This is a genomic window from Phascolarctobacterium succinatutens (assembly GCF_958453765.1).
Lineage (GTDB): Bacteria > Bacillota > Negativicutes > Acidaminococcales > Acidaminococcaceae > Phascolarctobacterium_A > Phascolarctobacterium_A succinatutens_B.
On sequence record NZ_CAUDZA010000006.1, the window covers coordinates 1 to 17,675 of the forward strand.

At 45.7% G+C, this 17,675-nt stretch carries 26 protein-coding genes and 1 tRNA gene; 4 read left to right on the plus strand and 23 right to left on the minus strand.

The annotated features are described in order from the left end of the window. The 21 genes from Q7Q81_RS03835 to Q7Q81_RS03935 all read right to left on the minus strand — a co-directional run. Nucleotides 1-629 (minus strand): HK97 family phage prohead protease (locus Q7Q81_RS03835; RefSeq protein WP_304273819.1); only part of this gene is annotated, 629 nt, incomplete at its 3' end. Next, nucleotides 626-1,861, minus strand: coding sequence for a phage portal protein (locus Q7Q81_RS03840; protein ID WP_304273821.1), 1,236 nt, complete (start codon nucleotides 1,859-1,861; stop codon nucleotides 626-628). The genes Q7Q81_RS03835 and Q7Q81_RS03840, both read right to left, overlap by 4 nt. Before the next feature lie 14 nt (nucleotides 1,862-1,875). Further along, nucleotides 1,876-3,564 (minus strand): terminase large subunit, encoded by a 1,689-nt coding sequence (locus Q7Q81_RS03845; protein ID WP_304273823.1) that lies wholly within the window; start codon nucleotides 3,562-3,564, stop codon nucleotides 1,876-1,878. Further along, entirely contained in the window at nucleotides 3,533-3,940 is a 408-nt protein-coding gene (locus Q7Q81_RS03850; RefSeq protein WP_304273825.1) for a hypothetical protein, read from the minus strand. Before Q7Q81_RS03850 ends, Q7Q81_RS03845 begins: the two co-directional genes overlap by 32 nt. A gap of 22 nt (nucleotides 3,941-3,962) precedes the next feature. Then, on the minus strand, nucleotides 3,963-4,295 hold the full coding sequence (locus tag Q7Q81_RS03855) for an HNH endonuclease (protein ID WP_293850725.1): 333 nt from the start codon (nucleotides 4,293-4,295) through the stop codon (nucleotides 3,963-3,965). A gap of 445 nt (nucleotides 4,296-4,740) precedes the next feature. Continuing rightward, nucleotides 4,741-5,151: a hypothetical protein gene (locus Q7Q81_RS03860; protein WP_304273827.1), complete on the minus strand. Its 411-nt coding sequence runs from the start codon at nucleotides 5,149-5,151 to the stop codon at nucleotides 4,741-4,743. Beyond that, on the minus strand, nucleotides 5,126-5,506 hold the full coding sequence (locus Q7Q81_RS03865; protein ID WP_304273829.1) for a RusA family crossover junction endodeoxyribonuclease: 381 nt from the start codon (nucleotides 5,504-5,506) through the stop codon (nucleotides 5,126-5,128). Before Q7Q81_RS03865 ends, Q7Q81_RS03860 begins: the two co-directional genes overlap by 26 nt. Nucleotides 5,507-5,531: 25 nt before the next feature. Beyond that, entirely contained in the window at nucleotides 5,532-6,317 is a 786-nt protein-coding gene (locus Q7Q81_RS03870; RefSeq protein ID WP_304273831.1) for a rolling circle replication-associated protein, read from the minus strand. Between the two features lie 257 nt (nucleotides 6,318-6,574). After that, nucleotides 6,575-7,990: a ParB/RepB/Spo0J family partition protein gene (locus Q7Q81_RS03875; protein WP_304273833.1), complete on the minus strand. Its 1,416-nt coding sequence runs from the start codon at nucleotides 7,988-7,990 to the stop codon at nucleotides 6,575-6,577. A gap of 65 nt (nucleotides 7,991-8,055) precedes the next feature. Then, nucleotides 8,056-8,367 carry a hypothetical protein gene (locus Q7Q81_RS03880; RefSeq protein WP_304273835.1) on the minus strand — a complete coding sequence of 104 codons (312 nt, stop codon included), beginning with the start codon at nucleotides 8,365-8,367 and terminating at the stop codon, nucleotides 8,056-8,058. Between the two features lie 386 nt (nucleotides 8,368-8,753). After that, complete coding sequence (locus Q7Q81_RS03885; protein WP_304273837.1) at nucleotides 8,754-9,293, minus strand: hypothetical protein; 540 nt, start codon at nucleotides 9,291-9,293, stop codon at nucleotides 8,754-8,756. A gap of 14 nt (nucleotides 9,294-9,307) precedes the next feature. Beyond that, nucleotides 9,308-9,478, minus strand: a complete 171-nt coding sequence (locus Q7Q81_RS03890; RefSeq protein WP_304273839.1) for a hypothetical protein — start codon at nucleotides 9,476-9,478, stop codon at nucleotides 9,308-9,310. Between the two features lie 9 nt (nucleotides 9,479-9,487). Continuing rightward, nucleotides 9,488-9,790, minus strand: coding sequence for a hypothetical protein (locus Q7Q81_RS03895; protein WP_304273841.1), 303 nt, complete (start codon nucleotides 9,788-9,790; stop codon nucleotides 9,488-9,490). A 19-nt stretch (nucleotides 9,791-9,809) separates the two neighbouring features. Continuing rightward, nucleotides 9,810-10,073 (minus strand): hypothetical protein, encoded by a 264-nt coding sequence (locus tag Q7Q81_RS03900; protein ID WP_304273843.1) that lies wholly within the window; start codon nucleotides 10,071-10,073, stop codon nucleotides 9,810-9,812. Beyond that, nucleotides 10,054-10,329: a hypothetical protein gene (locus tag Q7Q81_RS03905; RefSeq protein ID WP_304273846.1), complete on the minus strand. Its 276-nt coding sequence runs from the start codon at nucleotides 10,327-10,329 to the stop codon at nucleotides 10,054-10,056. Before Q7Q81_RS03905 ends, Q7Q81_RS03900 begins: the two co-directional genes overlap by 20 nt. Then, complete coding sequence (locus Q7Q81_RS03910) at nucleotides 10,319-10,615, minus strand: hypothetical protein (RefSeq protein ID WP_304273848.1); 297 nt, start codon at nucleotides 10,613-10,615, stop codon at nucleotides 10,319-10,321. Before Q7Q81_RS03910 ends, Q7Q81_RS03905 begins: the two co-directional genes overlap by 11 nt. 16 nt (nucleotides 10,616-10,631) lie before the next feature. Continuing rightward, nucleotides 10,632-10,844, minus strand: a complete 213-nt coding sequence (locus tag Q7Q81_RS03915) for a hypothetical protein (protein WP_304273850.1) — start codon at nucleotides 10,842-10,844, stop codon at nucleotides 10,632-10,634. Between the two features lie 10 nt (nucleotides 10,845-10,854). After that, nucleotides 10,855-11,055 carry a hypothetical protein gene (locus tag Q7Q81_RS03920; RefSeq protein ID WP_304273852.1) on the minus strand — a complete coding sequence of 67 codons (201 nt, stop codon included), beginning with the start codon at nucleotides 11,053-11,055 and terminating at the stop codon, nucleotides 10,855-10,857. A 409-nt stretch (nucleotides 11,056-11,464) separates the two neighbouring features. Then, the gene (locus Q7Q81_RS03925; RefSeq protein WP_304273853.1) at nucleotides 11,465-11,668 is read right to left on the minus strand and encodes a hypothetical protein; all 204 of its coding nucleotides are present in this window, start codon (nucleotides 11,666-11,668) and stop codon (nucleotides 11,465-11,467) included. Then, entirely contained in the window at nucleotides 11,665-11,919 is a 255-nt protein-coding gene (locus Q7Q81_RS03930) for a hypothetical protein (RefSeq protein WP_304273854.1), read from the minus strand. The genes Q7Q81_RS03925 and Q7Q81_RS03930 overlap by 4 nt, the downstream gene beginning before the upstream one ends. A 24-nt stretch (nucleotides 11,920-11,943) precedes the next feature. Continuing rightward, a complete protein-coding gene (locus tag Q7Q81_RS03935) occupies nucleotides 11,944-12,162 on the minus strand; it encodes a helix-turn-helix domain-containing protein (RefSeq protein ID WP_303707313.1) in 219 nt (72 codons plus the stop codon). Between the two features lie 169 nt (nucleotides 12,163-12,331). On the opposite strand from Q7Q81_RS03935, the gene Q7Q81_RS03940 reads away from it, so the two are divergent. Beyond that, nucleotides 12,332-12,682 carry a helix-turn-helix domain-containing protein gene (locus tag Q7Q81_RS03940; protein ID WP_021719936.1) on the plus strand — a complete coding sequence of 117 codons (351 nt, stop codon included), beginning with the start codon at nucleotides 12,332-12,334 and terminating at the stop codon, nucleotides 12,680-12,682. 129 nt (nucleotides 12,683-12,811) lie between these two features. Here the strand turns inward: Q7Q81_RS03940 and Q7Q81_RS03945 are convergent, their stop codons facing one another. After that, a complete protein-coding gene (locus Q7Q81_RS03945) occupies nucleotides 12,812-13,381 on the minus strand; it encodes a hypothetical protein (protein WP_304273856.1) in 570 nt (189 codons plus the stop codon). Between the two features lie 610 nt (nucleotides 13,382-13,991). Between Q7Q81_RS03945 and Q7Q81_RS03950 the strand changes: the two genes are divergently transcribed. From Q7Q81_RS03950 to Q7Q81_RS03960, 3 genes are all read left to right on the plus strand, one after another. Further along, entirely contained in the window at nucleotides 13,992-14,972 is a 981-nt protein-coding gene (locus Q7Q81_RS03950; protein ID WP_303711206.1) for an Abi family protein, read from the plus strand. A gap of 21 nt (nucleotides 14,973-14,993) precedes the next feature. Continuing rightward, nucleotides 14,994-15,884, plus strand: a complete 891-nt coding sequence (locus Q7Q81_RS03955; protein WP_304273857.1) for an exonuclease domain-containing protein — start codon at nucleotides 14,994-14,996, stop codon at nucleotides 15,882-15,884. Nucleotides 15,885-15,987: 103 nt separating this feature from the next. Next, a complete protein-coding gene (locus Q7Q81_RS03960) occupies nucleotides 15,988-17,550 on the plus strand; it encodes a recombinase family protein (protein ID WP_304273859.1) in 1,563 nt (520 codons plus the stop codon). Here Q7Q81_RS03960 and Q7Q81_RS03965 read toward each other — a convergent pair. Next, nucleotides 17,513-17,589, minus strand: a tRNA-Arg gene (locus tag Q7Q81_RS03965). The two genes, Q7Q81_RS03960 and Q7Q81_RS03965, sit on opposite strands and share 38 nt — an antisense overlap. Nucleotides 17,590-17,675: the final 86 nt, after the last annotated feature.

Genomic DNA, 17,675 nt, shown 5'->3' on the forward strand with positions numbered 1-17,675 from the left:
GCAGTCATGTATTCATCAGCCAGAAGCAGGGTGTTCTTGGCTTCTTCAATTTTTTGCTTGGCAGCGGCGGTTTCCGCTTCCTCGAAGCCGTAAGCGCTACGCATTTCGGCGTCAATGCTTGTGTTTTCGTAGGCAGGGAAGGTTACAGCCGACACATCATTCAAACGCTTAAACTTCAAGATGGTGCGCGTGTGTGTCTCGACATTATAGCTAGCTTCTTCGATTTCTGCGAAAAAGCTGCAGGCCTCAATGTCGCCGCGTTTGATAAGCTCAAAGGTGTCGCGGCCGTCCTGGGTGTCTGCAATGTCAGCCGCAAAGTCAAGTCCGTGCTCCGTTACGGAGAGCTGCAGAGTGTTGTTCTTTGTGCGTGCCAGCAGCTTGTCAGTCTGATGGTTGCGTGTAAAGACGCAGTCAGACATGTCGCAGCCGTCAAGAGCGTGTGCGTCGATGATTTCACAATAGTCAATATCACCAATGCTGAACAGAACCGTCTTTTCACCGAAAAGCATTGCCGTTCCCGCAATTCGCCGCTGTTTATTATCGCTGTCGTCAGCGGCCGGAGCGGACCGAATGCAGAATTTAGGATTATACGGTGACGCGTAAAGCTTAGTGTTTTTTGTATCACTCACTCTTTTTCACCTCCTTCCACCTGTTCAGCGCCGATTTTGCCAGCCTGGTACTGGTTAGCAAGCTCTGCGTCAATATAGTTCAAAGATACCAAGCGCTTTTCGCCGCCCTCTACGGGGGCAAGGTTGAAGATTTCCCTTGCTTCGTTAACAGAGAGCATTCCGAACGGCATCAGTTCTTTGGTCAGGGTGATTTTGCTGCTTGTAGATGCATACTGCAGGCGGTTAGCTTCAAAGTGAATTCTGTTGCCTACAGCAATTTCTCTTTGCGTAAATATTTTTCTTGTAAGCTCCAGCCCTAAGCGGATCGCAATGGGTTCAATGACGCTTTCATAGAAAGCGCCCCATTGCTCTTCATTGTAGCGGGCCATTAAGATGTCCTCACTGACGTGGAAATAGGCCATTATGTCCTTGCGCACAACTTCCATTTGCTTGTCATCGGCCACGGTCGGCTGATTCTTCAGTTCGATGTATTCTGTTCTGGTGTCCAGCGCCGCAATGCCGCCATTATTGGATAGATTCATATAGTCTTTCACGAAGGCTTCCTGCTGCTTCTTTAAGTCATCATTATGCAGGTTTACATTTGATTTGATGATGCCCTTTAAGCGGTTATTGTTGTTTACCGCCGCCGCGAAGCCTTTGTTGACGATGTTCAGCAGGCCGATTTGCGGCTTTAGGGTTCTTTCGTTGTCCTCTCCGAAAAGGTCACTGGGGCCGAAGAAGCGGCGTAGATGGCACAGCTCTTCATAAGGGACAGTCATGCGAAAGCCGTTTCCAAACGTAAAACGAACGAAAAGCATCTTGTTTGATTCAAGAAATTCTGCCTGTGCATAGGCGATAGGGTAGAGGCCTATAGGATTGCCGCGCAGGTCCTTCGCAATATAAATAAAAGCGTTATTGTCTTTTGCCCATAGCGTAACAACTTTGTAGATGAATTCAAAGCTGTTCATGTACTCGTTGGGAGAGATTTCAAGCAGCGCCTGCAGCCTGCTGTCGCCGTCCTTGATGCCTCCGTCTATGATGCGCTGTACTTTGGGCTTCAGCTTGGCCGCATTCTCTGCCAGGCAGTCTATGCAGACGCGCGTAAACAGGTTTTGGTAGCTCTCAGCGCCGCCAGCCTGCGCCAGATTTACGTCCTGATTCAGAGACACAAAGCGTACAAGGTTGACGGGTTCCGCTGCCGGTGTCGGGTTTCGGCCGAAGATTTTACTATACATTGAGCGGAATATATTCATGTTTTCCTCCTAAACTAAAGCGTGAAAGAATTGTAATCTGCCAGGTGTTTTTCCATAGTGACGTAAGCGTCCAGCAAAGAAGCTGTACCGTCAATACGTCGGAGCTGATTGGCTTTCATAGGCTGTATATTGCCGTTGATGTCTATGTCAATGGCAGTGTTGGAAAGGCACCATTTCAAAATAGGGTTATTGTTGTAAATGATGCGTTTGGCTTTCAAGTCCGCGCCCATGTTGTGCATAGGACTGGAAAGTGTTTTTTTGCCTTGAATTACCTGCTCCATTGCTTCATGGCCGAAGTTGCTAATCATGTCGTCAACCCAGTATTTTGCGCTCCAGCTGTCATAGCCACACCAGAGCATCATCATGCCGTATTTGTTCACCAGCTCGCAGAACCATGCTGTCACGTCTTCGTAGCGAATTTTACTACCGGCACAAACGCGCATGAGGCCTTGCTGCACCCATAGATTATATTGGATTTTATCCTGTTCGCTGCGTTCTTCCAGCAGATCTTCGGGAAGCCAATACATCTGCATGACATATATAGGGCCGTCAGCCTGCTTTTTGAAGATGGCCGTCGCACAGGTTAAGTCCGTCGTGCGTGATAGGTCCGCTCCGCCGATAAAATAACGCGGTTTTAGTTGTTCGATGTTAAAGCGCTCTTCGTTATTGAGTGCCTCGAATGTCAGCCATGCACTGCCGGAGGTTTCACGCATATTGAAGTCCTTGCAAAGCAGGTTCTTGACAAGTTCCGGATTATGCTGCGCCTTTTTTACCTTGTTTTGCAGCTGCGCAAGGCTTTTTATGGTGCCTAAGCCAGGATTAGCTTTTATAAAGCATTCCGGCTTTTGCCATTCCTCGCGGTCGTCCAGTTCATAAACAAAGAAAAGGACATGTTCGTCTATATAGCTGCCGTTATCGTAACCATTGATAATGTCTTGAGCTTCGCTGTATTTAACATCAAAAATGCCTTCACGCACTGTTCCGGCGGTTGAGATAATCAAACACAACGGCTGCTCCCTGGCGCTCATACCGTCTACGAGTACGTCATAAAGGTTTCTGTCCTTGATGGCGTGCAGCTCGTCAATGATGGCCGCGTGTAGGTTTAGGCCGTCAAGCGTATTGCTGTCGCTGGACAACGGCCTGAATGTGCCGTCATTGAGCTTGCATTGTATTTCGCTGACAAGCAGCTTCGCCCGGCGCATTAAGGACGGGCTTTTCTGTACCATGCGTTTAGCTTCCAGCCAAACTATTTTTGCCTGGTCCTTCATTGTAGCAGCGCTGACGATTTCAGGGCCTTTTTCTTTATCGGCAAAAAGCATGTAATTACCGATGGCGCTTCCTATTGTGGATTTTCCATTCTTGCGTCCGACAATAAGCACGCTTTCGCGGTATTTTCTAAAGCCTGTCGTCTTTTCTACAAAGCCAAACGTGGCTGCAATGAAGGCTTTCTGCCATAGCTCCAGCCGGATGCCTTTACCGCCATTCCTGCCCTTGCTTTGCTTGCAGTATTTTTCGATAAAGGTAATAACCTTTTCCGCCTTTGCGCTGTCATAGATATACGGCCCGTCGGTATCGTCAAGGTCAGCGCAAAGCTTCTCCAGCGTGCGGGTGATTTTATGGCAGGCAATAATATCGCCGCGCTGGATGGCTGCGTAATATTCCCTGATAGGGTTAGCTGTTGCAGAAGTCTTCAAAGCCGTCATCCGGAGGCTTGCTGCTGGTATCGGAACGGGCCAGAAAGTCCGCCAGCTGCTTCATGATTGTCTGGTAATTTTTGTTGATGGAGTTATACAGCCTTGCCTTCGGACGCTCGCGCTCATAGGGCGGAGTGTTCTCCGATTGTGTGAACATTTCCGTAAGGCCATTCTGTTCAAGGTCTTTTTCCATGTCCTCCAGCTGTACCTTCATCCAGGCTGCCCTTTTGACAAGTCCGGCCAGGTATTCCTTTTCTTCGTGGTTACGTGCAGCGAAAATCTTATTCAGACGTGTAACCTCGCGCCGAACACGGCTGCTGGATGTCAAGGCTGCAGCTTTTACCTCTGGTTTTACCGCTTTTTCTTTTTTCTTAGGTGTTGCCATAAGCGCCGCCTCCTTTCATGTTTTAAGCTTCGCCGTTGTTGGCTTCGTCAGATACTTGCACAAGCTGGCCATTAGCGTCAAACGCCAGCCCGCGCCGCGTGGAGCCGAATTTCTGATAATGTTCGATGTTGTGGCATTCCTGGCAAAGGTATTCCAGGTTAGCCGGGTTTAGGCTGATGCTGTGGTCTGTGATGTTGTCGGGCGTTAATGCTGTTTTGTGATGCACGATTTTGCCGGGTTTGGCAATTCCGCGCCGCCTGCAGCGTTCACAAAGGCCTTGTACGCTTGTGATGTATGCCTTGCGGCATTTAAGCCACGCTTTTGACTTGTAAAATTGTTCCGCCCATGGTTTCATGCTTTTGCCTCTCTTTAATGTATTTGCCTATATCTAAAATAGCACACAAGCAGGTGACAAGGAGCGACATGTTTATGTGTTCGAATATGCGCATGTGATTTTTGTACAGAAAAACAGCTAAAAATAAAAAACTCTTCCAATAGTGCCGCAAAAAATTCCTTGCTTTTTCTTTCTTGTCATTTCTTTGGCTGAAAAAACCCTTGCTTCAGCGCCGAAAAGCCAGCGCCAAAGCCATATTCGGCGGTTAGGGAGTAAGGATACCACCAATTTTTTAGGGAGGGGGCCTTACGCGCGACCAATTTATTGTGTTAAGGTAGCGCGCCGGTACGGCGTTAAACGTGAAAAAAATCTCGATACGGGGGGGCTTGCATATCGTTGGCTAATTGTCAGAATATTCACTGATTTACGAATAAAAAAGAGCGGCTTGAACCGCTCGTGTGTTTGATTATATTTTTTTCTTGCGTTGTGCTGCCTTGGCAGCCGCTTCCAGGGCTACTCCATGAAGCCGTTGTGCCTGGCGCTCTGAATAGTTGATGAGCCTGGCAATCTCCGACCATCCTTTGCCGTGCAGATAGCGTTCGGCTAAGATGGTCTTGCAAGCCCGAGTCTTTTCCGGATCATGTTGGCCGTGCTTTGAAATCAGCAGGCTGTCTATGATTCTTTGTGCAGCGCGGTAGAGCTGTTTGTGTTTGTTAATCTTTGCCAATTGCTCAGCCTTCAGGTCTGAGTAGCTTTGCGGCTCATTGATTGTTTGCTCCAGGTGCTGCAGATGCTCAAGCTGGCCTTGCAGCCTGAGCACGTCCTGTTCTGCTACGATTACGCTTTGTAGTTTAGTTTTGATTCCTTGGCTGTCCATATTTTTCTCCCTCCGGTTTCAGATAGACAAACACTTCTAGCCTTGGCTCTTTGCGGTCTATGGTGAAGTCCATATCGCGAGCCAAGGCGAATTTATCGTTAGGATATACGCCAGCATCTTCCAGCGCATCCATGAGCAGCTTATGTGCATTATGCATATCTCTTGTTCTGCCGTCAGGCCAATAGGCAACCAGCTCGACAACTACCTTCACGCCTTTTGCCGGAGTCTGCCAGCCTTGCCGCCGCACTTCGGCCAGCGCCGTGAACCTGGCGTATTCCTTCCAGCTGCGGGCCTGTGGTGTGAGCACGCGGTCACGCTGGTTCGGTCTATAGTTTGGCGCATAGCAATGGTTCACGCTTGGAGGTATATCCAGCGTGATTCTAAGAGTCTTTTCCTGTGGCTCTGTTGATGTGTTTTTTTGTGGCATGGCTATTCCTTCTTTCTGGGGAGATTTTTATACAACGGTAATATTGATATGGCCAACCGGTCCATTCGCTTACACCGCTTACGATGCTGTCGGTTATTACCGTGTAGCCCTTTGGTGCTGTCGGATATTCACGCCAGCTGTCGGCCTTAACTTTGTAATTTTTTTCTATAGGCTTCTTCAGGTTCCGTGACGCACACCAGCGCTTGTGATGCACGCAGCGTTCCGGATCATTGAAAGTTTTATTTGTTTGCTTAATCAGATAATGAGCCAGGCGGTCATAATCGCCGCTGTTGTCGAGGTTGGTCGTGTGGATGCGGCCATGTCTCCAGGATGCAGCAATGTCAGCAAGGTCTATGCCCTTATTGATTACAAGATGATGATGCATAGACTTCTTGCCATACTCAGTTACGGCAATATATTTGAATTCCAGGGCGGCTCTTTTATATTTTTTCCTCATGGATAAAAGAAAAGCAGACAGGTCTTTCTTAGCAGCTTCAGGGTTGAGCGCTCTGTTCTCCGGGCTGTAGGTAAGGATAAGGTGGTAGTCGTTGGCTCCAAAGTTGGTATTGATCAGGCGAGAAAGCTTTTTCTGAGCGCGGCGTTCGTTAACCTTGGCCATGGCTTCAGATGTTTTTTCTATGCGCGGTCCTCTGGTCATATTTTTGCCCTTATAATTAAAGCTACAAGTTTTTTCAACTTCCAGGACTTCGCCGCAATAGATTTCTTTTTTCTTGTACACAATCAATCACCACCGGAGTCAAAGAGTAAATTTCTTTCGCAGCCCTATGGGTGCGATTAAGTTAATATGCTATATCAAGCTAATGCGAGGGGTTTAACCTCGCAGCTTTCTACTATAATATATATTTGTTTTATCGCGCACTTTAGGGCGCGGGCTGGATAAAGTGATATACTTCTTCTTTGGTTCTGCGCCATCTGTTTGCTTGTATATAACATATCGGCAGAAGCAGCCTGCGCCCTGTAATGCGCGTAAATTATTTAATTGTTTTTCCTATGGAAAACTTCATGGGTGCCGTCTATAAGCTCTTTTTCTTCTTGGCTAGTTTCATAGCCCAAGCTTTCCAGCCAGGTATAAAGTGCAATAATATCAGGCCTCTTGCGGTATACGGGCCGCTTTTTCGAGTCCCAGCCGTAGTAGCCTCTAAAGTCTGTACTATCAGCAAAGAGCTGATAAACACATTGAGTTACGTTGTTCCGCTTTAATTCATGCACCTTGTTGATAATCGCGATGCATCGTGCATCGTGTGAGCTGTAGGCTTTTTCAGGTATTCCTAAAACTTTAGCCAAGCCCTGATTGATTTGATTTGTAGTGTAGCGCGGTGCTTCTGATACAACTGCATACACAGCTCCCTGTAGGGCGAGCATTATCTGTTCGTTGGAATGACAGTAGAAGTTTTCAACGAAGTGCTTACGCAGCTCATAATATTTTTGGCTAACTGCTTCCAGATCAGCCCAGGCTTTGGCTATGTTTTCGCGCTCCTTCTGAGCTTCCTTTGAAGATTTTGCCGGGGCATGTTTTACTTTGGAATAAAATTCTAAGTTCTTTTCGCCTCTATCGTAATAAATATAGTGATGTCTCTGGCCTTCTGGAATGGTAGGCAAAGCAGCAATAAAGTTTTCGTCAACCTTGTCGCCTTCAGGTACCTTTACAGATGCCAATAATTTATATTTGCTGGCGTTCCAGACATCTGTTCTGGAAAGGACGGTAGCATTATTTAATTGCGGAATGCTTTTAATATCTTCCATGAAGGTCTTTTCTGCCTCTTCGGCTAAGGCTGATTTTACTGCAGGCATGAAGCCGAACGTGCCAATCTTTTCCAGCAGCTCGTTACGCTTTTCTTCGTCCTTCACTTTGCTTAATGCTTCAAATTCTACAAGCTTTGGCTGGCGTTCTTCGTAGGCTTTTTTTACTTTCGTCTTGTCAAACTGTGTAAGACGCAGGCTATCGCGCACGGTCGTTTCCGAAAAGCCACTGTATTCGCTGATTTTTCCGACTGGCCAGCCGAATTCTAACTGCAGCTGTTGAAAGCCAAGGCCTTCTTCCAGGGGCGTGAGCTGTCGGCGTTGCATGTTTTCATGGAGCATCAGGGCGATTTGTTCCGCCGGTGTTATCTCCATATCGATAGCGCAAGGCAATTCTTTAAAGCCTGCAGCCTTCGCCGCTGCCATGCGTCTATGGCCAATGATGACGGTATAGCTATCGTCAAGCATATCGCCGTTCTCGTCGCGATCAGGGACAACAGTAAGATTCTGTTTTATGCCGACGGCCTTAATGCTTTCGACCAGCTCCGAAAGGTCTCCTAGGTCTTTTCTGGGGTTATGCGGATGCGGGTGCAGCCATTCAATAGGCAGGTTAAAAACGCAGATTTTAGGTTTGTTGTCTATTCCGAACATGGTATCCTCCTTTGCAAATAGGCCGGGGACAGCGCCATGTTGTCCCCGGTTTTGGTCTTACTTATTTATTGAACGTCAACGATTTCGATGCCAACAAGGTAATTTGCCAGCTTGTCGCGGTGGACAGTCAAGGTTACATCGCCAGCGGTAACGTCAACAACATCGTTTATACCATCATAGAGAATAGTGCCTTCTACCGGTTCAAAGTCATCGCTGAGCCAGGAAGAGTCCTCATCAGTGTAAACAGCAAGGATTTCTGCTGCGCTGTCATCCTGCATATAATGGCGGGTTACAAGTTTGTTGCCGCCAAAGAGGTGAGTCAGCTCTACAATGTGGACCTTCTTTGCATCGCGCAGGGGTACATAATTTTTAATCATAATATCGGCTCCTTTCGTGCCTAAAAATATTTATTTAGAGAGGCAGAATAGCCTCGCATTATATTTCTTCATATACTCTTTATCTCAACCTTTTGGCCAACATTTATTATGTTTCCATTCTCTGATACGCTCATTGCGCATCGCACGACATTCAGCCGCTGCTTTGGCCTTAGCCTGGCGCTTCCCGTTCAGCACAGCCAAAACAAATTTATACTTTTTGTAATCGCTGCATATTCTGCCGCAACCCGGTGAACGCACGTCGCATTCTCTACAGGGGCACGCTATTGATATGTCATATGCTTTCGCGCCACCAAAAGCCGTAGCTGCTTTAATCATCTTGCTTATACGTCCTTTCTTCTTCCGTCGCAGAGCGCAGGCCGCAGCTGTTATTCTTCATCAAGATAGCCGCCACGTTCGTAGGCGCGTTGTGCTTCGTCAATAGTTGGCTGCTGGCGTTTGCCACAATAGGCATATTTGAAGGCTTCTTCTTTGAGCGACTCCATCAAGGCCTTTTCGGTCGGCAACAGCAGCTGCATAGGAATTTTCTTTTCTCCCTGTTGCCGGATAAGGGTTTCAGTACAGTAAAATTTTTGTGTCACAATCTGGAGCGGTGTAGGGCAAAGAGCCATGCCTTCCAGCAGGACAACGAGCTGCATACCGTAGCCGTATTTTGTGCTATCCAGAAAGTTTACCTTCGTAACTCTCAATATAATGTTTTGGCCATCGGCATTCTGCAGCGGGAATTCCAGGAAGCGGGCGGCTACGCTGGGGAGCAGCGCCCACAGTTTGCGAAAATCTTCGTGCGGCTTATCCGCGCGGCTGACAATGTTTTCCTCCGGTTCTGCATCTGCAGGACAGACGGTGTAGCGGATTTGAGTGCAGCCGCCTTTGCTCAAAATATATTTGACATCGTAGTTTTCCGTCATATTCTCACGTCCTCCTATTGTGCTGCAGCTTCATGCTTTGCTGCCTTCCAGGCGAGAAAGTCAGCGTATACGTCGGGATGGGTGGCGTAGTAGTGCTGAATGTAATCGCAAAGGGTAAGAGCACTTCTTTGAGTGATTTTGCCGGATGTACTGTTGATGATGATTTCTTTTTTCTTGCGTGCCATGATGCCCTCCTATTTCTTTAGCGTATACAGCGGAATGCGCAGCACATCGCCGGGCTGAATGAGCATGTAGCGGCTGTTGCCGAGGCCGTTTTCTTCGATGATGTAGAAAATCATTTCATCAAGATCATAGCGGTCTTGCTTTTTCAGGTACTTCAAAGCGAGGTCATAAACAGTGCCGCTAACGCCAACGGTGGCTGTGGTGTAATTACATACATAGCGGCTATCATCGTACAGACGCCAGCCATAGGCAAGGCCGACACCGATGCCCGCGCCAAGCAGAGCCGCGATAAGAATGGAGATAATTGTTTTCATGATTTGCTCCTTTCTGCTGTTACCAGCGCCGTGTCTTCCACGAAATTTTATGGGTGATTCTGATTTGAGGGTGGTTGACAATATCGCCGGAGCTTCTAAAATCAGCGGGCGCAGCACAAGGCTTTTCAATAGCAGCTTTTTCCTCTTCCTGCAGGTGGCAGTGCTTTTTCAGTTCAAGCACGCGGCCGCAACGCAGCCAAAGCAGATATGCAAAGCGGCGCAAGGGGATTTTACGGACAGCGCCAACGCCAATAACTACAATGTTAGTTATCTTTCTTTTCACGGATTATCGCCTCCTTACTCAGTCTGAAAAAGCGGTTGCTGGCGTAATTCACCAGCTTTTCATAAAGCTGCAGCTGCTCGATAAGCTCCATTTTGTTGCATTGGTGCCAAAAGTGCTTAGTGTGGCCATTTTCTAACGGCTCCTGCTTTTTTATCTGCTCAGCAACGCTTGCGAGCTGCTTGTCATTAGCGATAGCCTTCTGCAGACGTGCGGCCGTGCTTTTGGGGATGATGATATAGCAAAGGTCATTCTTCATTTTGTTCTGCCTCCGGAGCCAGCCAGGGATACTTTGCATAAATTTGCTTGAGAATGCTCTGAGCTGTATCAATGCTGCTGTGCAGGCGGTTGATGGTAAATTCCTGCATGGCAACATAGTCTTTGTTGTCTTTATGCGTTTGGATTTCCGCCAATCTGTTTTTCACTGCCATGTGGCAGCGGATGTTATTGCAGCGAAGAGCGTTGATAAGCTCAAAGGTCTGCATAGAGTCGAGCTTCAAGGTAAGAAAAGCCTTCGGCGTTTGGCCATTGTTATTCTTTTGCATGTTGTCCCTCCTGATGTTAATAGTCGCGCAGCTGCTTCAGCAGGCTTTTGGCGGCTTTGATTCTTTCTGTATAATCCTTGACGGTCGGACCGGTGCAGTTTTCATCTGTCTGCTTCAGTGACTGGAGTTTGTCGCTGACAACTTTGATGTAATTGCAAAGGCCGCGTTCTACTACGTTGTATTCTGCCGGAGTTTTGATTCTGAGTGTTTTGGTTACTGTTTTTGACATAGTATTCTCCTTAGAAGTTACGCAGCTGCTGTAGCAGGCCTTTGGCTGCCGCGATTTTTTCCTGATAATCTTCGATGTTGCCTTGTACTACATCTATGTGATTCTTCTGCAACCAATCTAATTGATGGCCGGCGAGCTGGATGTAGTTGCAGAGTGCAATGTCCAGAACGCAAACATCTGCCATTGATTTGACTACGAGATTCTTTGCCATGATGTACCTCCTAGATTACGATTGCCGTGATATAATAAAGTTAAAAACGAAAGCGGGTGTTTGGTTTGTATTCTTTAAGAAAAGCTGAGTATAAATTACTCAATACCATTTACCAGCAGCCAGGTGTCAGTATTGAAAGGCTGTCAAAGATACATGGGTTGCCTTATGAGTTGGTTGTTCAGACTATGGAGCCGATGGAATTAGCCGGCTGAGTGCAGATTAGTTATTACGATATGGATAACTGCCGCAAAGGCTCCCGCTATACCATAGAGCCGCCCGGTTTAATAGCTTTGGCAGATTACAAGGAAAAGAAGAGAAGCTCCTTCTGGGATCTGTTTGAGGACAGATTCTGGAAGGGTGCAACTCTTTCAATCTCCATAGCAGCGCTCATTATATCCGGGCTGTCCTATTACCACAGTTTGAAGACTGAGGAAAAGGTCAGGATAGAGATAAACAGCGCTACCAGCGCCATCACCATCGGCAGCCAGTCCCAAAATGTCAACGATTCCAGAAATTCGTTCGAGAAGAACGGAATGCAGTTGAAGAAATAGAGCTTCAGAATGCTCCAGTCTATGCCCTGCTGCGCAGGGCTTTTCTTTTTGTCATCGTTCATGTGTGTGCCTCCTGATGCTTTTCGTACTCTGCTTGAGAAATTAATAAGCCTGATTCACTAATAGTTATCATTTCCGGCGGTATTCCAAAAGTCTTCTGGATGCTGTCAGCCAGCCGATAAGCTTCTAACTGTGTTGTAAAGCCGCCTATATTAATATAGTGCTGCTTTAAGACGCAGTTTTTTTCTTCACGCTTGCCAAAGAGCTTGCGCAAGAATACGCTTATTCCCATGCCCTTTTTGTTGTCGTTCATGTTTGCACCTCTCTTTGTCGCGTGTTATGCGACTAACTGAGTAAAAAAAATAGCATTAACATCATCGCCTTGAATATCAACGATGTCGATTATTTTGTCAACGTCCTTAACCAAAAGCCCTTCACCGTTATGTTTCAGTTTTCTATACAAAGTCGAAGGACTAATGTTCATACGGCGAGCGATTCCGGGAATAGTTAAGCCAGCTTCGCAAATTTTTCCTTTCAGTTTTTTCACATCTACCATAATAAAGCTCCTTTCTATTTATTCGCATATATGCGATTTACTTAAGTTTATCACCTAAGCTTTATTGTGTCAACTGAATTTTCGCATGAAATGCGATTTATTTTCTTTTTTTGCGTTTCTTGTTGCAGATTTGCAAATTTGTAGTATAATCTTCTTAGAGGTGATTTACATGAATATTGGTGAAAGAATAAAGGCTCGCCGTTTGGAATTAGGTTTGACTGCCGACCAGTTAGCTGAACGCGTTGGAAAAAATCGTGCAACTATATATAGATACGAAAACGGAGAAATTGAAAATATGCCGTTGTCTATTATGGCGCCACTTGCTAAAGCATTAGGAATAACTCCTGCTGAGTTATTTGGTAGGTCTTTAGGTGGTGATGTTAGTAGTTCTGAATTTGAGTTAATAAAAAAATATCGCCAGCTAAACGCCAGCGATAAATTAGAAATACGCAACATGATTGATTTTAAGCTTTTCCGGTATGCTCAATCTTCAGAGGAAGAAGAAAGCAATTGCGTATAATTCATTGCGGGAGGAAGAAGTAAATGCAGCTGTTCGGAAAAGCCGGATAACTGCAATGTGAGAAAAGTTCACATTGCAAACAAAATACAAAAATGCCGCCAGCGCGGTGCTGACGGCGGATGATAATGTTTAAGTTTCTTTCAACGTATATTCTTTTAAAATCATGTCTTTGTCCTGCCAAATGATGTAGCGCACTTCTTGCAGGTCTTCCATGCCATAGCCTTCTATCTGGCGCAAGGAAAAAGACTTCTCGCTTTTTATGAAGTGCTCGCCCCAACCAGACGCGACAAGAGCGCCAGCCTTATACGCTTCGTAGTAATGCGGCTTGTTGTCGCAGCCAAGCTTTTCCAAAATTGTTTCTTCAACGAATATCGGATTTTTCCCAAAGTAAAAATTTATAATGTTGGCCAGCGCAACGGCTTTATCGCGTAGCCATACAGGCCATAAAATACCTAAAAGAGCAGCGCAGATAATAGTACAGGCAATACGTGTTGATTCGCTCAGCGACAAGCCCTGCAAGCTGCAAATATTGTCAAGGCTCGCAACTAAAAGCCATGCTGTACCACCGAAAAGAAAATACGCCAAAACTTCATTATTCAACTTTTCTTTTTGAGGATTTCCGTTCATCAGTTTACAAGCTGCTAAGCCTATGAACCCCGGAACAGCTTGTGCAATGTTTTGCAATAAATTTAACTCCATAATATCACTCCGTTCTGAAAGAAGGTGAAGTAATGCGTAAGCCGAACCCTGTGCCGCCTGGCACGGTTACCAGAAGCGACAACTTTTCAATGCCATTGCCTCCGGTAAAGCAAAAGCCATCGCCACAGCCGCCTAAGCAAAAATAAATTTTATCGTGCTTGTTGTTTCGTGATTCTAGCCTCTGGCTATATTATATCATGTATTTTCTAATATCAATATGACTAGTTTTTAAAATAACGCCAGTAAGGTGCTGGCTGTTAGGAAGAAGAGAATTGCATATAATTCATTGTGGGAGGAAGAAGTAAATGCAGCTGTTCGTAAAAGCCGGATAACTGCAGATAACAAATATAATACAAAAATGCCGCCAGCGCAGTGCTGGCGGCAAAGAAGGTATTGAAGCAAAAATATCAATCACTATATATTGTGTTGTTAAGATGGGTAACTTTAGTATTTTAACACAACGCTTTTGAAAAAGCAAGTTTTTGTTGACAAATTTAATTATTCTGCTATAATGATTAGTACAGCGATAGTGCAGAACCTGAGGGCGATGCACGGAGGCTTGCTAATCTGCGGATTGGCAAGCCTTTTTTCGTTATATAGGAGGAATTTTATGGATAAGCCATTCAAAACATATCGGCAGCAGTTGACAATTCTTAGAGGTCGTAACCTTGTTATTAAAGACGGCAGTAAAGCAATACAGATTTTAAAAAATGAAGGCTATTATAATATCATCAACGGTTATAAAGATATATTTCTCGATATGCCGCAAACCAAACAGTACGGTGACGATAGATATAAGGCAGGCACTACTTTCGAGCATATATATGCGCTTTATAATTTTGACAGGAATATGCGAGCTATATTATTAAAGTATATTTTGAAAATGGAAACTTCGTTGAAAACGAAAGTCGCTTATTATTTCTCGCAGACGTATAAACAAAACTTCAATTATCTAGATATAAATAATTTCGATAGTTCTAACCCGCAGACTGCTACCAAACTTATAGCAGACTTATCTAGCGTAATAACGAAAAATACAAAGAAGGGTGCGCTAGGCGACCAGTTTTATCATTATCTCGACAAACACAAAGAGCTTCCCTTGTGGGTGTTGGTTACAAAGATGACATTAGGCAATATTATTCATTTTTATAATGGCATGACCATGCAGACTAAACTTCTAGTTATAAATGAGATTATAAGCACTTACGAAAAAACATATCGAGTCAAGCTGCTTTTAACGCCGGAACAGGAAGAAAAATTCGTCTCTAATATGTTTGCTTTTATTAACATTTTTAGAAATGTTTGTGCTCATGAGGAGCGGCTGTATAGTATTACGGTAAAAAATAATAATAAAGTCCCTAATATAGCACTATTTCATAAAACACTGCCTAGTAACTTTTCATCGCATTTTATTGATTGTGTTATAATTTTAGGCTTATTTTTGAGCAAGCGCGACTATGCTGCTATGGTTGGAGAATTTTCTGCCGAAATAGCATCTTTCGCTAAAAAATTGCCGCAAAATATGTTTAATAGTGTTCTTATAAAAATGGGATTTTCTAAAAACTGGAAAGATGATTTTAAGCTAAACTAAGATATTAACAGGAGGAATTTTATGGAATATGTAGCTATTGATTTTCAAACGGCCAACAAGTGGCACAAAAGCGCATGCTCTGTCGCTCTGGTTACGGTGAAAGACGGAAAGATTATTGATACTTTTTACAGTCTTATCCGTCCCGGTATTTTGCATTTCGACAAAGAAAATACGGCTTTGCATGGTATCACAAAAGAGATGGTGAAGGATGCGCCGTATTTTGATGAGCTGTGGCCGCTGATTAAGGAAAAAATTAACGGCAAAACGCTTGTCGCGCACTATGCCAAGTTTGACATGGACGTGTTGGCGGAAGAGCTGGCAGGCAACGAGCTTGCTTTCCCAAGCTGTCCCGTGTTTTGCACGTGCGTGCTTTCGCAAGCAATGTTCCCGGAGATGCCTCATCATCGCCTGCAGGACGTTACCGATAAAATAGGCTTTAACCTTGAGCAGCGTTATAACGCTATGGCGCACGCCAGAGCCTGCGTAGCTATCGTGGAATATGCCCTGAAAGCAACAGGCGCTGAGTTTTTGCAGGACGTGGCCGACGCTTATCACTTTCACCTTGGCTATATAGGCAAGGATATTGTGACGGATTGTGAATTGAAGTACGGCCGCGCTCGAGCTTATGATGAAAACGCTTCCTTCGGCAAGCAAGCAGAGACTTACAACGATATGGATAATGCCACATATTTGAAATACTGGGGACCGTCTTTTGCTATTATGGTTATATTTAATTCCATAAATGCAGAATGGGCAAGGGCTATAGGCTCCATCGGAACGCTTGGGCTGATTTATGCAACTTATTTACGATTCAAGGGAACGAAAAGGCCGTTTTTGTATGGCTTTGTTAATATTTTCTTCACGGCCGGCGTTTTGGGCTTCTTTGATGTAGGCCGCGCCCCGAAAAAGTAGAGCAGCGGAACAAAAATGGCAAATGACAGGCAAATAAGAAGGTGAAATATCCCAACGATTGCTATTTTCAATATTTTGGGACGTAATGAAAGGAGGGTAAAGCGTGGTTAAATGTATGAAAAGCGTGGCCGAGCGTGCCGTTCCTGCTGTTATCTATGCGCGGTATTCCTCCAGCCACCAGCGTGAGGAAAGCATAGAAGGCCAGGTGCGCGAGTGTCGCGAGTACGCCGAGCGCGAAGGCTACAGCGTGCTGCAGGTTTACGCCGACAGAGCCATTACCGGCCGTACGGATGAACGCCCGGAGTTTCAGCGGATGCTTGCCGATGCGTCTAAGGGCGTGTTTCAGGCTATCTTGATTTACAAATATGATAGGTTTTCCCGCAACAGGTATTCCTTCGCGGTTTGGGAAACTAAGCTGAAGAAGCATGGAGTTAAGGTTATATCAGCCAGGGAAAACGTGGCCGAGGGTGCGGCCGGCATTGTGCTGAAGAGCGTGCTGCAGGGCATGGCCGAATGGTACAGCGTCGACCTGTCCGAAAAGGTTACGCGCGGGATGAAGGAGAACGCCTTAAAAGCAAAATGGACCTCCGGCACTGTCCCCTTCGGATATACAAGGGACGCAGAGCAGCGCTTAATAATAGATCCGGAGCGCGGCGAATATGTACGCCAGATTTTCGAAAAGGTTTTGACCGGAGAAAAGTATGTAAATATAGCCAACTGGCTGAACATGTTAGGCGTGCGCACTGCCAGAGGCGCAGCCTGGAATAAAAGCAGCTTTACTTGGATGCTGAAAAATGTTGTCTATACCGGTTTATTCCGGTGGAAGGACATAGAAATAAAAAACGCCGTACCGCCTATTGTCAGCAAGGAGCTGTTCGAGGCAGTGCAGCGTAAACTAAAAACTTATGGAAGAAGGGGAATAAACGTGCAGAAGAGTGATAAATATTTACTTACTCCTAATATTATTTGTGGTGAATGCGGCGGACCGATGCATGGAATGAGCGGCAAGAGCAGAAGCGGTGAGCTTTATTATTATTATGCCTGCGCCAACAAAAGAGCAAAAAGAACCAGCTGCAGCATATCACCGCTGAACAGGGACGAGCTGGAGCAGGCCGTTTATAATTGTGCCCGTGAGGTGCTTTTGCATGAGGAAAATATCAAGCTGATAGCTGAGCAGGCCGAGGCTGTTGCTGAAGCTCAGGTTGATAACGAGCTGGCCGAAATGAAGGCTGAGCGCTCCCGCGTTAAGAAGAGCATAGCCAACTACGCCGCCGCCATCGCCAATGGTGCCACCAGCGGAACCATTATTGAGCTGATAAACGCCGCCGAAGCCAAGGCTGCCGCCCTGGATGAAGCTATAGCAGAGCGTGAGTTGGTAACAGCACCGCCGAAGGTTAGCAAAGAAGCTATAGAATACTTCCTGCGCAACATCGCCGCTGCTCCGGACGATAAAATGAAAGAAAAGGTCATCAGCACCATGGTTAACTCCGTTGTTGTCGAGCGCGTACCGGATGAAGGCACAAAAAAAGACAGTGACGAAAAATATTCCATCACTGTCAGATTTAATTTTACCGATACACCGCAATTATCTGCGCTGCAGTCCTTCGATGTTCGCGAAAAGTCTAAAATGGTGACCTCGGCAGGACTCGAACCTGCGACCTTTTGATTCGTAGTCAAACGCTCTATCCAGCTGAGCTACGAGGCCAACAACAATATTTATTTTAACTGCAAGAGGCTATTTTGTCAATACTTTTTTGTGAAAAAATCTTGACTGTTTTTTCCTGGCGGGAT